Origin of the sequence: Streptomyces sp. NPDC002088, from assembly GCF_040296605.1 — a bacterium.
In the GTDB taxonomy this organism is placed as follows: domain Bacteria; phylum Actinomycetota; class Actinomycetes; order Streptomycetales; family Streptomycetaceae; genus Streptomyces.
This window is the reverse complement of sequence record NZ_JBEOXO010000021.1, coordinates 116,934-130,966: the sequence shown is the minus strand read 5'-3', so window position 1 is coordinate 130,966 and position 14,033 is coordinate 116,934. Positions and strand designations below refer to the sequence as shown.

The 14,033-nt window shown below is 70.6% G+C and carries 11 protein-coding genes; 8 read left to right on the top strand and 3 right to left on the bottom strand.

What is annotated here, in order from left to right; genetic code table 11:
- Window positions 1-1,611, top strand: coding sequence for an N-acyl-D-amino-acid deacylase family protein (locus ABT114_RS35335; RefSeq protein WP_351147051.1), 1,611 nt, complete (start codon window positions 1-3; stop codon window positions 1,609-1,611).
- A gap of 28 nt (window positions 1,612-1,639) precedes the next feature.
- On the opposite strand, the gene ABT114_RS35330 is transcribed toward ABT114_RS35335, so the two are convergent.
- Window positions 1,640-2,560, bottom strand: a complete 921-nt coding sequence (locus ABT114_RS35330) for a S1 family peptidase (protein ID WP_351147049.1) — start codon at window positions 2,558-2,560, stop codon at window positions 1,640-1,642.
- 216 nt (window positions 2,561-2,776) lie between these two features.
- On the opposite strand from ABT114_RS35330, the gene ABT114_RS35325 reads away from it, so the two are divergent.
- The 3 genes from ABT114_RS35325 to ABT114_RS35315 all read left to right on the top strand — a co-directional run bounded on the left by ABT114_RS35325 (window position 2,777) and on the right by ABT114_RS35315 (window position 5,311).
- Complete coding sequence (locus tag ABT114_RS35325; protein WP_351147047.1) at window positions 2,777-3,427, top strand: hypothetical protein; 651 nt, start codon at window positions 2,777-2,779, stop codon at window positions 3,425-3,427.
- A gap of 140 nt (window positions 3,428-3,567) precedes the next feature.
- Window positions 3,568-4,779 carry a pyridoxal phosphate-dependent aminotransferase gene (locus ABT114_RS35320; RefSeq protein ID WP_351147045.1) on the top strand — a complete coding sequence of 404 codons (1,212 nt, stop codon included), beginning with the start codon at window positions 3,568-3,570 and terminating at the stop codon, window positions 4,777-4,779.
- Window positions 4,780-4,882: 103 nt separating this feature from the next.
- Window positions 4,883-5,311: an SCO4983 family protein gene (locus ABT114_RS35315; protein WP_351147043.1), complete on the top strand. Its 429-nt coding sequence runs from the start codon at window positions 4,883-4,885 to the stop codon at window positions 5,309-5,311.
- Window positions 5,312-5,803: 492 nt separating this feature from the next.
- Here ABT114_RS35315 and ABT114_RS35310 read toward each other — a convergent pair whose 3' ends face one another.
- Window positions 5,804-7,624, bottom strand: coding sequence for a phosphoenolpyruvate carboxykinase (GTP) (locus ABT114_RS35310; protein WP_351147041.1), 1,821 nt, complete (start codon window positions 7,622-7,624; stop codon window positions 5,804-5,806).
- A gap of 312 nt (window positions 7,625-7,936) precedes the next feature.
- On the opposite strand from ABT114_RS35310, the gene trhA reads away from it, so the two are divergent.
- From trhA to ABT114_RS35290, 4 genes are all read left to right on the top strand, one after another.
- Window positions 7,937-8,650, top strand: a complete 714-nt coding sequence (trhA, locus tag ABT114_RS35305; RefSeq protein WP_351147039.1) for a PAQR family membrane homeostasis protein TrhA — start codon at window positions 7,937-7,939, stop codon at window positions 8,648-8,650.
- A 103-nt stretch (window positions 8,651-8,753) separates the two neighbouring features.
- The gene (locus tag ABT114_RS35300) at window positions 8,754-10,319 is read left to right on the top strand and encodes a DHA2 family efflux MFS transporter permease subunit (RefSeq protein WP_351147037.1); all 1,566 of its coding nucleotides are present in this window, start codon (window positions 8,754-8,756) and stop codon (window positions 10,317-10,319) included.
- Between the two features lie 5 nt (window positions 10,320-10,324).
- Complete coding sequence (locus tag ABT114_RS35295; protein ID WP_502988443.1) at window positions 10,325-10,954, top strand: TetR/AcrR family transcriptional regulator; 630 nt, start codon at window positions 10,325-10,327, stop codon at window positions 10,952-10,954.
- 33 nt (window positions 10,955-10,987) lie between these two features.
- A complete protein-coding gene (locus ABT114_RS35290; RefSeq protein WP_351147033.1) occupies window positions 10,988-11,719 on the top strand; it encodes a Mut7-C RNAse domain-containing protein in 732 nt (243 codons plus the stop codon).
- A gap of 209 nt (window positions 11,720-11,928) precedes the next feature.
- Here the strand turns inward: ABT114_RS35290 and ABT114_RS35285 are convergent, their stop codons facing one another.
- Window positions 11,929-13,962, bottom strand: coding sequence for a thioredoxin domain-containing protein (locus tag ABT114_RS35285; protein ID WP_351147032.1), 2,034 nt, complete (start codon window positions 13,960-13,962; stop codon window positions 11,929-11,931).
- Window positions 13,963-14,033: the final 71 nt, after the last annotated feature.

Here is a 14,033-nt window from a genome sequence, read left to right as displayed (position 1 = left end):
ATGGAGAACCTCGTCATCCGGGACGCGGACGTCGTGGACGGCACCGGCGCGGACACGTACCGCGCCGATGTGGTCGTGGACGACGGCAGAATCGTCTCGATCGTCAAGGAGGCCGCGGCAGCGGGCTGCCAGCGCCCCCGCGCGAGCAGGGAACTGGACGCCGAGGGCCTCGTCCTCTCCCCCGGCTTCATCGACATGCACGCCCACAGCGACCTGGCGCTGCTGCGCGACCCCGAGCACACCGCGAAGGCCGCGCAGGGCGTCACGCTCGAGGTCCTCGGCCAGGACGGGCTGTCGTACGCCCCCGTCGACGACCGCACGCTCGCCGAGGTGCGCCGCGCGATCACCGGCTGGAACGGGTACGGCGACGACATCGACTTCGACTGGCGGTCGGTGGGCGAGTACCTCGACCGGCTGGACCGGGGGATCGCCGTGAACGCGGCCTACCTCATCCCCCAGGGCACGGTCCGCGCGCTCGCCGTCGGCTGGGAGGACCGCGAGGCGACGCCCGCGGAGCTGGACCGGATGCGGCAGCTGGTCGCGGAGGGGCTGGAGCAGGGCGCGGTCGGCCTGTCGTCCGGGCTCACGTACACCCCCGGCATGTACGCCAAGGACGCCGAACTCACCGAGCTGTGCCGGGTGGTGGCGCGGTACGGCGGCTACTACTGCCCGCACCACCGCTCGTACGGCGCGGGCGCCCTGGCGGCGTACGCGGAGATGGTCGAGCTGACCCGGGAGGCCGGCTGCGCGCTCCACCTCGCCCACGCCACCATGAACTTCGGCGAGAACAAGGGCCGGGCACCCGAGCTGCTGTCGCTCCTCGACGACGCGCTGGCCGCCGGCGCGGACATCTCCCTCGACACCTACCCCTACACCCCCGGCAGCACGACCCTCGTGGCCCTCCTGCCGAGCTGGGCGAGCGAGGGCGGCCCGCAGGAGATCCTGCGGCGGCTGACGGACGACACGACCGCCGAGCGCATCCGCCACGACCTGGAGGTCACCGGCGCGGACGGCTGCCACGGGGTTCCGGTGGAGTGGGACACGATCGAGATCTCGGGCGTGACCGACCCGACGCTGGGCGACTTCGTCGGCCGTACGATCCGGCAGTCGGCCCAGCTGCGCGGCGAGACCCCCTGGGCCACCGCCCGCCACCTCCTGCTCGCGGACCGGCTGGGCTCGACGATCCTCCAGCACGTGGGCCACGAGGAGAACGTCCGGGCGATCATGCGGCACCGCGTCCACACGGGCGGCTCGGACGGCATCCTCCAGGGCACCAAGCCGCACCCGCGCGCGTACGGCACCTTCCCGCACTATCTCGGGCGGTACGTGAGGGAGTTGGGCGTGCTGTCGCTGGAGGAGTGCGTCGCTCATCTCACCGGACGCCCGGCGGCCCGGCTGCGCCTGCCGGACCGCGGACTGGTCCGCGAGGGGTACCGGGCCGACCTGGTGCTGTTCGACCCGGCCACGGTGGCGGCGGGCTCGACGTACGACGCCCCGCGCACGCTGCCGACCGGCATCCCGTACGTCCTGGTCGACGGCCGCTTCGTCGTCGAGGACGGGCGCCGGACGGACGTGCTGGCGGGGCGGGCGGTCCGCAGAACTCCCCTGTGACCGCCCGCCGTCAGCGCACCGGCCGCCGCTACGGCTTGGGCAGGGTGCACCCGCTCGCGCTCAGGTTGAGCTTGTTGCCGGTCGTGAAGCAGGCCGGGATCTGGTAGATCTCCTGGGCGTAGTTGATGCCCTCGCGGACGGTCACGTTGCCGCTCGCGTCGACCTCGCAGGGGTTGTTCTCCGTGCAGGTCTCGCCGTCCTCGTTGCCCGTGTTGTTGACGGCGACGACCTTGCCGGTCGCGTTGTCGATCACCGGGGAGCCGGAGGTGCCGCCGATGGTCTGGCAGGCGGAGGTGTAGCGGACCGAGTCCTTCCAGGTCCAGTCGCCCTCCTTCAGGCGGTACACGAACCCGTCGATGTTGCAGCTGTAGTACCGCTTCCAGTACCCGGAGGCGACGGTGATGGCGGTGCCGGCGACCGGGTGCGTGTCGGCGACGGTGAGCGGGCTGATGCCATACGAGCTCTGGATCTGCGCGTAGGTGCTGGTGAGCTGGTAGATCGTGACGTCCGTGTCCGTCATCGTCGAGTAGGCGACCTTGCTCGCCCGCAGCGTCGCCACCCGCGTACCCGCGGAGTTGAGCAGCCCGAAGGTGCGGCTGGACGCCTGGTCGACGATCACCTCGCCGGGCTCCGGGAAGCCGGTCTCCAGGCAGTGGCCGTTGGAGAGCACCAGCGCGGGGTCCGTGCTCGCGGAGTTCGGGAAGCGGATCACGGAGCCGGAGCAGTTGCTGAGCGAGACGGTGCCGGCGAAGGTGACGGCCTGGAGCGTGGGGGCGGCGGCCTGTGCCGAACTGTCGGCGATCTTCGCCGACACGGACACGGACACGGACACGGATGCGGACGAGGGCGCAGACGCGGGCGCCTCGGGCGCTGGGGCCGCGACCGCGGGTGCCGCGCCCGCCCCGGCGATCACCAGAGCGAAGAGTGCGGCGACGAGAGGCTTTCTCATGTGGGGGTCCCCTCTTGCGACAGGGCGACCGGAGATCTTCCGGCCGCCCGCTGTTTTGTCATGCGCATTGTGATCGCAGAGGGGTGGGTGAGCAAAGAGTCGTTTCCGGCCGGGGGTTGGCCGGATCCGGCAGATGCGCCGGGCTCCTAACCGGACTTGCCGCCGTGGCCGCGCCCGCGGCCACTGCCGGAGTTGCCCGGGGCGGAGGTACTCGCGGTGGAGGTCGGCGTAGTGGCGGCGGCCGACGCGCTGGTGACGGAGGGCGTGGGCGAGGACGGCGCGGTGCTGTCCGGGGACGCCGTGGAGCTGTTCGACGCGCCCGCGGAGGGCGTGAGGGAAGCGGAGGGCGCGGCCTCGGCCGGGTTGCCCGACGCCCCGGCCGAGGCAGTCACCCCGTCGGTGTCCTCCGTGGGCGCCACGGACTCCCCGGTCGTACGGTCCTGCCCGCCCCGCCCGCCACCCGACGACGACCCGGAGGACGACCCGGAGAAGGAGAACCCGGCTATCACCGCCGCCACGGACACCACCCCCACCGCACCGGCGACGACCGCCGCACGACGCTTCCGCGCCGTCCCCTGCTTCCGCCGGGCGCGCCGGCCGGGACCGGAAGGCGTCCCGGGCGCCACAGGCCCCCCAGGCCCCCCAGGCTCCCCGGCGACCACGGCCGGCAGCTCGCGCGTCTCGTCGTACGCGTCCGTCCACCCGTGCGCGGCCGCGGGATCGACGTACTCCTCGTACGCGGGGGTCGCCGCCGCCTGCGGGTGGTACACGTTCGGGTGCGCCGGGGACCCCGCGCCAGGGTGGGCGCCGGGAGCATCGATCGGACCGCTTGCGGCATTCGCGCCGTATGCCCCGCTCTGGCGCTGAGATGGGGTGGACATGACCGCGAATTCTAGAGACGGGTGGGGCTCCTGAGACAGCTACCGGCGATAACCGCACAAACCGCCGCGTCTCACGTGGCGGAAAACACGGCCCATGAGTCGTTACCGGGCCGTAAGCTCACGGACATGCAGGTGATCCAGTCGACCAAGCTCGCCAACGTCTGTTACGAGATCCGGGGCCCGGTACTCGAGGAGGCGATGCGGCTCGAGGCGGCAGGGCACCGCATCCTCAAGCTGAACACCGGCAACCCGGCCGCGTTCGGCTTCGAGTGCCCGCCCGAGATCCTGGAGGACATCCTCCGCAACGTGTCGTCGGCCCATGGGTACGGGGACGCGAAGGGTCTGCTGGCCGCCCGCCGGGCCGTCGTCATGCATAACCAGACCCTCGGGATCGAGACGGACGTCGAGCACGTCTTCGTCGGCAACGGCGTCTCCGAGCTGATCGTGATGGCGATGCAGGGACTGCTGGACGACGGCGACGAGGTCCTCGTACCGGCGCCCGACTACCCCCTGTGGACCGCCGCCGTGTCCCTGTCCGGCGGCACCGCCGTCCACTACCGCTGCGACGAGCAGTCCGACTGGATGCCCGACCTCGCGGACGTGGAGCGGAAGGTCACCGACCGCACCAAGGCGATCGTCATCATCAACCCGAACAACCCGACGGGCGCGGTGTACGACGAGGCGATGCTCAAGGGGCTGACCGACATCGCCCGCCGCCACAACCTGCTGGTCTGCTCGGACGAGATCTACGACAAGATCCTCTACGACGGCGCCACGCACACCTCGACCGCCGCGATCGCGCCCGACCTGCTCACCCTCACCTTCAACGGCATGTCGAAGGCGTACCGGGTCGCCGGCTACCGCGTCGGCTGGATGTCGATCTCCGGCCCGCGTGCCCACGCCGACTCCTACATCGAGGGTCTGACGATCCTGGCGAACATGCGCCTGTGCGCCAACATGCCGGGCCAGCACGGTGTCGTCGCCGCGCTCAGCGGGCGCCAGACCATCAACGACCTTGTGCTGCCGGGCGGGCGCTTGAAGGAACAGCTGGACACCGCCTACGAGCTGCTGACCCAGATCCCGGGCGTGACGTGCGTGCGGCCGAAGGGGGCGCTGTATCTCTTCCCGCGCCTCGACCCCAAGGTCTTCAAGATCAAGGACGACCGGCGGATGGTCCTCGACCTGCTGCGCAGCGAGAAGATCATGGTCGTCCACGGCACCGGCTTCAACTGGCCCGAACCGGACCACTTCCGCGTGGTGACCCTCCCGTCGGTCGGGGACCTGCGGGACGCGGTGGGCCGGATCGGCAACTTCCTGGACGGCTACAGCCAGCCCTGACGCTCACGCTGCGCGTACAGCGCACTCCCCCTCTGCGAACCACTCAACTTTAGACGAAATCCAAGCTAGGATGGTTTCCTGTCAGAGCACAGGAGGCCATCCCATGTACGAACCGATCCGCACCAAGTCGGTCCACAGCACGATGGCCGGCGCCACTTCCGACTTCCCGCACCGCTCCCGCGAGGAGGAGCTGGACATCCAGCTCGCGGGCCATCTCGCGGCGCTGCTCGCTGTCACGGACGAACTGCGGGGCTCCGCCCCGTCGGCCGACCTGGACGGCGCGGCCGAACGGCTCGCGCGGCAGGTCGCCCGGCTGCGCGGAGGCCGCGCGCCGGTTCGCGCGTCAGTGACCCCCGTCGGCGGCGAGCCGCGGCAGACGGCGCTGCACGAGCGGGCCCACGCCCTCGCGGGCCGCGCCCTCGTCGTCGCGGCCTCCCGCGCCGACACGGCGGCGGCGATCCTGGCGGCGGAGCGCATGGACGCGCATGCCGCCGCCCTGGCGGAGCGGCAGGAGTTCAGCGCCGCCGGCTGACGCCCCCTCACCGGGGCACCTCGAACGGCCCCGGTCCGCGTGCACCCGCAGCGACGCGCGGACCGGGCGCCACACACTGCGTTGGCTTGAGCCGCGGTGCCTGTTCGCCGTTCGGGTTCTTGTAGTTCTGCGGCTGCTGGTTCGTTGTGGCTTGTCGCGCCGTTCCCCGCGCCCCTTACGGTGTTGCAGGGCCCGTGTCGATCCGGGACCGGTATGACCGAATCGCGGGAATCGTCCTCGCGGTGCCGCTGATCGGCGGAGTGGTGGCTGCCGTCGTCGCGGGCCGGGAACACGAGGACAAGGTGGGCGAAACAGGCGAAGGCCTGTCGCCGGGTTCCCCGTCGGGGCGGACGGGGACGTGGCGACAGGCCCAGGGCTGAGCACGCCGTTGTGCGCAGCCTCGCCGGTCTGTGGTGCTTTCACCGCGGCCGGCCGTGACGATACTGCTGGTCAGGGCACGATCGGAGCCGGCCGCGGCGTCTTCGGGGGCGGTCAGCCCAGGCGCTGCACCAGAGCGCGGTACTCGTCCCACAGCTCCTTGGGCGTGTGGTCGCCGAAGGTGTTGAGGTGCTCGGGGACCAGGGCGGCCTCCTCGCGCCAGACCTCCTTGTCGACCGTGAGCAGGAAGTCCAGGTCGGAGTCGGACAGGTCCAGGCCCTTGGTGTCCAGGGCGCCCTTGGCCGGCAGGATGCCGATCGGGGTCTCGACGCCCTCGGCCTTGCCGTCGAGGCGGTCGACGATCCACTTCAGGACGCGGCTGTTCTCGCCGAAGCCGGGCCAGACGAACTTGCCCTCGTCGTTCTTGCGGAACCAGTTGACGTAGTAGATCTTCGGGAGCTTCGCCTGGTCCTTGTCCTTGGCGACGTCGACCCAGTGGCCCATGTAGTCGCCCATGTTGTAGCCGCAGAACGGCAGCATGGCGAAGGGGTCGCGGCGCAGCTCGCCGACCTTGCCCTCGGCGGCGGCGGTCTTCTCGCTCGCCACGTTGGCGCCGAGGAACACACCGTGGTTCCAGTCGAATGACTCCGTCACCAGCGGCACCGCTGTCGCGCGGCGGCCGCCGAAAAGAATTGCCGAGATCGGCACGCCCTTCGGGTCCTCCCACTCCGGCGCGATGATCGGGCACTGCGCGGCGGGGACGGTGAAGCGGGCGTTCGGGTGGGCCGCCGGGACGTCGGACTCGGGCGTCCAGTCGTTGCCCTTCCAGTCCGTCAGGTGGGCCGGAGTCTCCTCCGTCATGCCCTCCCACCAGATGTCGTTGTCGTCGGTGAGGGCGACATTGGTGAAGACGGAGTTGCCCCACAGGGTCTTCATCGCGTTGGCGTTGGTGTGCTCACCGGTGCCGGGCGCGACGCCGAAGAAACCGGCCTCGGGGTTGATCGCGTAGAGGCGGCCGTCCTCGCCGAAGCGCATCCAGGCGATGTCGTCGCCGATCGTCTCGACCGTCCAGCCGGAGATCGTGGGCTCCAGCATGGCGAGGTTCGTCTTGCCGCAGGCGCTCGGGAAGGCGGCGGCGACGTACCTGGACTCGCCCTGCGGCGGGGTCAGCTTGAGGATCAGCATGTGCTCGGCCAGCCAGCCCTCGTCACGGGCCATGACGGAGGCGATGCGCAGGGCGTAGCACTTCTTGCCGAGCAGCGCGTTGCCGCCGTAGCCGGAGCCGTAGGACCAGATCTCGCGGGACTCCGGGAAGTGGGAGATGTACTTCGTGCTGTTGCACGGCCACGGGACGTCCGCCTCGCCCTTCGCGAGGGGAGCACCGAGGGTGTGCACGGCCTTCACGAAGAAGCCGTCGGAGCCCAGCTCGTCCAGGACCGGCCGACCCATGCGGGTCATGGTGCGCATGGACACGGCGACGTAGGCGGAGTCGGTTATCTCGACGCCGATCGCGGAGAGGTCCGAGCCCAGCGGGCCCATGCAGAACGGGACGACGTACATCGTGCGGCCGCGCATCGAGCCGCGGAAGATGCCCTTCTCCCCCTGGAAGATCTCCCGCATCTCGGAGGGCGCCTTCCAGTGGTTGGTCGGGCCGGCGTCCTCCTCCTTCTCCGAGCAGATGAAGGTCCGGTCCTCGACCCGGGCGACGTCAGTCGGGTCGGAGGCCGCGTAGTAGGAGTTCGGGCGCTTGATCGGGTCGAGTTTCTTGAAGGTGCCCTTGGCTACCAGCTCCTCGGACAGCCTGTCGTACTCAGCCTCGGATCCGTCACACCAGACCACGTTGTCCGGCTGCGTCAGTTCGGCGATCTCGTTGACCCACGAGATCAGTTCCTGATGGTTGGTGGGAATGACGGGAGCCGCGATGTCGAGCGCCACGATTGCTCCTAAAAAGAGGGGATTTTTTGTTGGAGGCCCCGTGGGGGCTGCGACCCGGATGCTGCACCGCGGAACCACGTCCGCTCATCCGGTGCCGACCGCACTCATTTGATCATCCGACGAGTCCGCCCATATGTCCAGAGGACGCCACAAGTGAGCGGAGTGACCATCGCCACGTGTAACCGCGCTTCTTTGCGTCCACATGAGGTTCGACTGAAGGTCTTTTTGCGTTGCGCAAATCGCGTGAGATCATGGCCACTCGGGGCGTCGTACTGATACGTAACTTACGGTTCCGTAGGTACGATGCCCCGCATGACTGCGCCCGTCCCCGACGCGCCCACGGACACGCCGGCCGCAGGCCGCGGCCCCGTCGGGCTCTCCCTGCCGCACCCGGTCAAGCCCAAGCTGCGCGGCTGGCTGCATCTGGGCATGTTCCCGGCCGCACTGATCTCGGGCCTGGTCCTCACCGCCCTCGCCGACTCACCCCGGGGCCGCATCGCCTGCGGGATCTTCGCACTGACGGCGTGCCTGCTGTTCGGCGTGAGCGCGCTGTACCACCGGGGCAACTGGAGCCCGAGAATGGACGGCGTCCTGCGCCGTCTCGACCACGCGAACATCTTCCTGATCATCGCGGGCACCTACACCCCGCTGACCATGCTGCTGCTGCCGGAAGCCAAGGGGCAGTGGCTGCTGTGGGGCATCTGGGGCGCGGCCGCCGCGGGCATCATCTTCCGCGTCTTCTGGGTCGGCGCCCCGCGCTGGCTCTACACCCCCTGCTACATCGCGATGGGCTGGGCGGCCGTCTTCTTCCTGCCGGACTTCATGCGCACGGGCGGCATCGCGGTCCTCGTCCTGGTGATCGTCGGCGGCCTCCTCTACAGCGCGGGCGGTGTGATCTACGGGATCAAGCGACCCAACCCGTCACCACGCTGGTTCGGCTTCCACGAGGTGTTCCACTCGCTCACCCTCGCCGCATTCGTCGTCCACTACGTCGGCATCTCGCTGGTGGCGTACCAGCACGCGTAACCCCGCTCCCCCCTGATGGCCACGGCTTGCGAGCCGTGGCCATTTCTCTATGCCGACAGGCCACCATTGACAGCCTCACCCTTTTGAGAGTTACTCTCATTTCATGGTCACTGTCACTCAGTTAGAAGACGAACGGCGCGACCCGCGCCGCTGGTGGGCCCTAGGCGCCCTGGTCGCGAGCATGCTGGTGCTCGGCTTCGACACGACGATCCTCAACGTGGCGCTGCCGACGATGGCGAGCGACCTGGGTGCCACCACCGGCGAGCAGCAGTGGATGGCGGACGCGTACGTCGTCGTCTTCGCGTCCCTGATGCTCCCGGCGGGCCTCCTCGGCGACCGGTTCGGGCGGCGGCGGATGCTGATCTCCGGGCTCGGGATCTTCCTCGCCGGTTCCGTTGTCGGCGCGCTGGCCGAAGACGTGACGTGGGTGATCGTCGCCCGGGCGGTCATGGGCGTCGGCGCGGCGCTGATCACGCCACTCGCCATGTCCGTGCTGCCGTCGCTGTTCACCCCCGACGAGCGCGGCAAGGCCATCGGCCTGGTCTCCACCGGATCCGCGCTCGGCCTGCCGCTGGGCCCGATCATCGGCGGCTGGCTGCTGGAGCACTTCTGGTGGGGCTCGGTGTTCGTGCTGAACGTCCCGATGGTCGCGATCGGCATCGCCGCCTGCGTCTTCCTGCTCCCCGAAACCCGCGACCCCGCCTCCCCCAAGGTCGACACCCTCTCCACCGCGTTCACCGCCACGGGGCTCGGCGCGCTCATCTACGCGATCATCGAGGCCCCCGAGCGCGGCTGGGGCGACCCGCTGCTCCTGGGCATGTTCGCCGGGTCCGCGGTCCTGATCGCCGGGCTGGTGCTGCGCGAGCGCCGGGTGGAGCGCCCCATGCTCGACATGACGCTGCTCGCCGACCGCGGCTTCCTGCTCAACACCATCGCCGCGACCCTGGTCATGTTCGTGCTGTCCGGTCTGCTGTTCGTGCTGCCGCCCTACCTCCAGGCCGTCCTCGGCAACGACACCCTCGCCACCGGCGTCCGGCTGCTGCCGATGATTCTCGGCCTGTCCGTCGCCGCGAAACTCGCCACACCGGTCGTAGCCCGCTTCGGGGCGCGCGCCTCGGTCAGCGCGGGACTGGTGGTCCTCGCCTTCGCCGCCCTCCTCGGCAGCCGTACGACGATCGACTCCGGCTACGGCTTCACCGCGCTGTGGCTCACCGTCGCCGGCCTGGGCTTCGGCTTCGCGCTCGTGCCGGCCATGACCGGGGCGCTGGCCACCCTGCCCGCCGACCGCGCGGGCAGCGGCTCCGGGCTGCTGCTGACATTCCGCCAGGTCGGCTCCGCCGTCGGCATCGCGCTGCTCGGCAGCCTGCTCTCCAACGTCTTCCGCGACCGCCTCGACGTGACCGGCCTGCCCGCCGGGGCCGCGGACACCGCCGGGGACTCGGTGGTCGCCGCGCACCTGATCGCCGAGAAGGCCGGTTCGGCGCACCTCGCCGCCTCCGCGAACGGCGCGTACGTCCACGGCATGACCCTGATCCTGCTGGTGTGCGGCGCCTCGGCCCTGGTCTCGGCGCTGCTGGCGGCGGCGTTCCTGCCGGGGGTGCCCGCGGCAGGGCGTACGGGGAGCGGCAGCACCGACATGGCCGCCGTCACGGAGGATGCCCGACAATGAACCCCATGACGGCCGCACACCCCACCTCCCCCGCCGATCGCCCCCAGCTGAGCCTTCGTGAGCGGAAGAAGATCAAGACCCGCGAGGCGATCCGCACCGCGACCTACGCGCTGATCAAGGAGCAGGGGTACGACGCCACGACGATCGACCAGATCGCCGAACGCGCCGAGGTGTCTCCGTCGACCGTCTTCCGCTACTTCCCGACCAAGGAGGACATCGTCCTCACGGACGAGTACGACCCGATCCTCCTGGAGCTGCTGCGGGCCCGCCCGGCGGACGAGCCGTTGCCGGAGACCATGCGGTACGTGATCCGGGAAGGCGCCCGCGTGGGTATCGAGGAGGACATGGAGGTGGCGCGGCTGCGTACCCACCTCATGGTCACGGTTCCGGCGATGCGCTCACGAATGATGGAGAGCATGTCGGTCACCGGCCGCATGCTCTGCACCGCGATCGGCGAGCGTACCGGCCGCGACCCCGACAGCCTGGAGGTCCGCGTCTACGCGATGTCCTTCCTCGGCGGCCTGATGGAGACGTCCCTGTACTGGGCCGAGCGCGGCCACAAGGACGACTTCGAGGGCCTCCTCGACCGCACACTGGACGTCCTGGAGCACAGCATCGGAAAGGAAAACCCCTGAGACCCCGTCCCTCCCCCGTGCCATCCTGACCAGGTGAACGCACCCGAGATCCGCGTCGAAGTCGCCGCCGAGCTGGCTCTGTTCGTCCCGCACGCCCGACGCGGGGCCGTCACCGCCCTCGCCGTCGACGGCGTCTCGACTCTCGGCCATGTCGTCGAGTCCCTCGGAGTCCCCCTGACGGAGGTCGGCGCCCTCGTCGTCGACGGCCGTGAGGTCCCGGTGTCGCACATCCCGGCGGACGGCGAGTCGGTGACCGTCCGCCCGGTCGCCCGCCCCCAGCAGGTACCCGGGGCCCCCCTCCGCTTCCTCCTCGACGTCCACCTCGGCACCCTCGCCCGCCGTCTGCGCCTGCTCGGTGTGGACACCGCGTACGAGTCGACCGACATCGGCGACCCGGCCCTCGCCGCCCGCTCGGCAGCCGAGCAGCGGGTCATGCTCAGCCGCGACCGGGGCCTGCTGCGCCGCCGCGAACTGTGGGCCGGAGGCTTCGTCTACAGCACCAACCCCGACGACCAGCTCCGCGACGTCCTGCACCGCTTCGCCCCCGAACTGCGCCCCTGGACCCGCTGCACCGCCTGCAACGGCGTGCTGAAGGAGGCCACCAAGGACGAGGTCGCCGACCAGCTGAAACACGGCACGCACCGGTCGTACGACGTCTTCGCGCAGTGCCGGGAGTGCGGGCGCGCGTACTGGAAGGGCGCGCACCACGAGCAGCTGGAGGCCATCGTGGAGCGCGCCCTGGCGGAGTTCGCGGGCGACCGCTGAGCGCTCCGCCGGAAGCGCGGTGACGAACCCGCGGGCCGGTGGAGGCTGGTCGCGCCCACGCGGCGGAGCCGCATAGCGACACAGCCCCGCGCCCGGGGAGTCGGCGAAGGAGTGCACGTGCGCGGAGGCGTCCGTGGCGCTCAGGGCCGCTGGGCCCTGGAGGTGGACCCGCTTGCAGCCACGCCGAAACAGCCGCCCCACCTCTGGTTTCAGCCGTTCAGCGCCCCGCGCAGCCGCTCCGGATCGGTGGTCGGAGCGTCACATGTGAAGTTACGGCAGACGTACGCGGCCGGTTCACCGCCGACGAGCGGGCGGTCCGCGAGCAACGGAAACTCGTCACTCTCCGGAGCGCCGACCGCGACGACGGCACCGGGGGCGGTGCCGAGAAGTGCCGTACGGTGCAAGGTCCTTGTGGCCGGATCGTCGAGCGACGGCCCGACGACCGCGACCTCCCGTGGCCCGTCGAGCAGCGCCTCGGCGGCGGCGAGCCCCCAGCCGATGAACCGCGGGACGCGCGGCCCGAGCGCCTTCACCACGCCCAACGCCCGCTCGGCGGCGGCGCGATGAGGCTCGGCACCGGTGTGCGCCGCATAGCTCAGCAGGGCGCCGGCCGCGGCGGTCCAGCCGGAGGGGGCGGCATTGTCGGTCGGGTCCTGCGGCCGGCGGATCAGCTTCTCGGCGTCGGCGGCGGTGTCGTACAGCGAGCCCGACTTCGGATCGACGAAGCCGGTCAGCACATGGTCGAGGAGGAACCCGGCGAATTCGAGCCACACCCCCTCCCCGGTCACGGACGCGAGCGCGAGGAAGCCCTCGGCGACGTCGGCGTAGTCCTCCAGCACCCCCGCGTTCGCGCCGGCCCGGCCGTCCTTGCTCGTGCGGGCCAGCCGCGCGTGGTCGTCCAGGTGCAGCCGTACGAGGAGATCGGCGGCGGAGACGGCGGCCTCGACCAGGTCGGGGCGGTCGAAGTAGGCGCCGGTCTCGGCGAGGGCGGCGATCGCGAGGCCGTTCCAGGCGGCGACCACCTTTTCATCCCGGCCGGGAGCGGGGCGCTCCGCGCGTGCAGCCAGCAGCCGCTCCCGGACGGACGCGATCCGCTCGGCGTCGAACACACCTTCCTGCTGCGGAAGCTGGAGGACCGACCGACCCTCCTCGAACGTGCCCTCCGCAGTCACGCCGAAGTGGGCGGCGGCGAGTTCGGCGTCCTCGGCACCGAGGACCTCGGCGAGCTGCCCGGGCGTCCACACGTAGTACGCGCCCTCGACGTGCTCGCCCGTCCCGTCGTCACTGTCGGCGTCGAGCGCGGAGGCGAACCCGCCCTCGTTCGTACGGAGTTCACGCACCATGAAGTCGGCGGTTTCGAGGGCGACCCGGCGGGCGAGCTCGGAGCCTGTGGCCCGCCAGAGGTGCGCATAAACCCGACAAAGCAGCGCATTATCGTACAACATCTTCTCAAAGTGCGGCACAACCCAGTCCCGGTCGACGGAATAGCGGGCGAAGCCGCCGCCCAGCTGGTCGTAGATGCCGCCGCGGGCCATGCGCTCGCAGGTGTCCTGCGCCATCTGGAGCGCGCCCTCGGAGCCGGTGCGGGCGTGGTGCCGCAGCAGGAACTCGACGACCATGGACGGCGGGAACTTGGGCGCCCCGCCGAACCCGCCGCGCTGGGCGTCGTACTCCCGGGTGAGCCCGAGCAGTGCCCGCGCGAGCTCCTCCTCGCCCGGGGCCTGCGTGTCGCCGTAGGAGATCTCGCGAGCCGCCAGGTCCCGCACGATCTTCCCGGCGACCTCGGCGACCTCGTCGCGCCGGTCGGTCCAGGCGCTGCGCACGCCTTCCAGTACCTGCTGGAAGGAGGGCATGCCGTGCCGGGGCGCGGGCGGGAAGTAGGTGCCGAAGTAGAACGGCTCGGCGTCCGGGGTGAGGAACACGGTCATGGGCCAGCCGCCCTGCCCGGTCGCCGCCTGCACGGCCTCCATGTAGACGGCGTCGACGTCGGGGCGTTCCTCGCGGTCGACCTTGATGTTGACGAAGTGATCATTCATGTAGGCGGCGGCCGCTTCGTCCTCGAAGCTTTCCCTGGCCATGACATGGCACCAGTGGCAGCTCGAATAGCCGACGCTGAGCAGCACCGGAACGCCCCGCTGCCGCGCCTCCTCGAACGCCCCTTCCGACCAGGGCCACCAGTCGACGGGGTTGTCGGCATGCTGAAGCAGATACGGGGACGTTTCATGAGCCAGTCGGTTCGGCATGCCTCCATCCTGCCCCAGTACCCCCGGAACTCCAGACAGCGCGGGTACGGCGCGGCCCGGCTGTCCGCCCT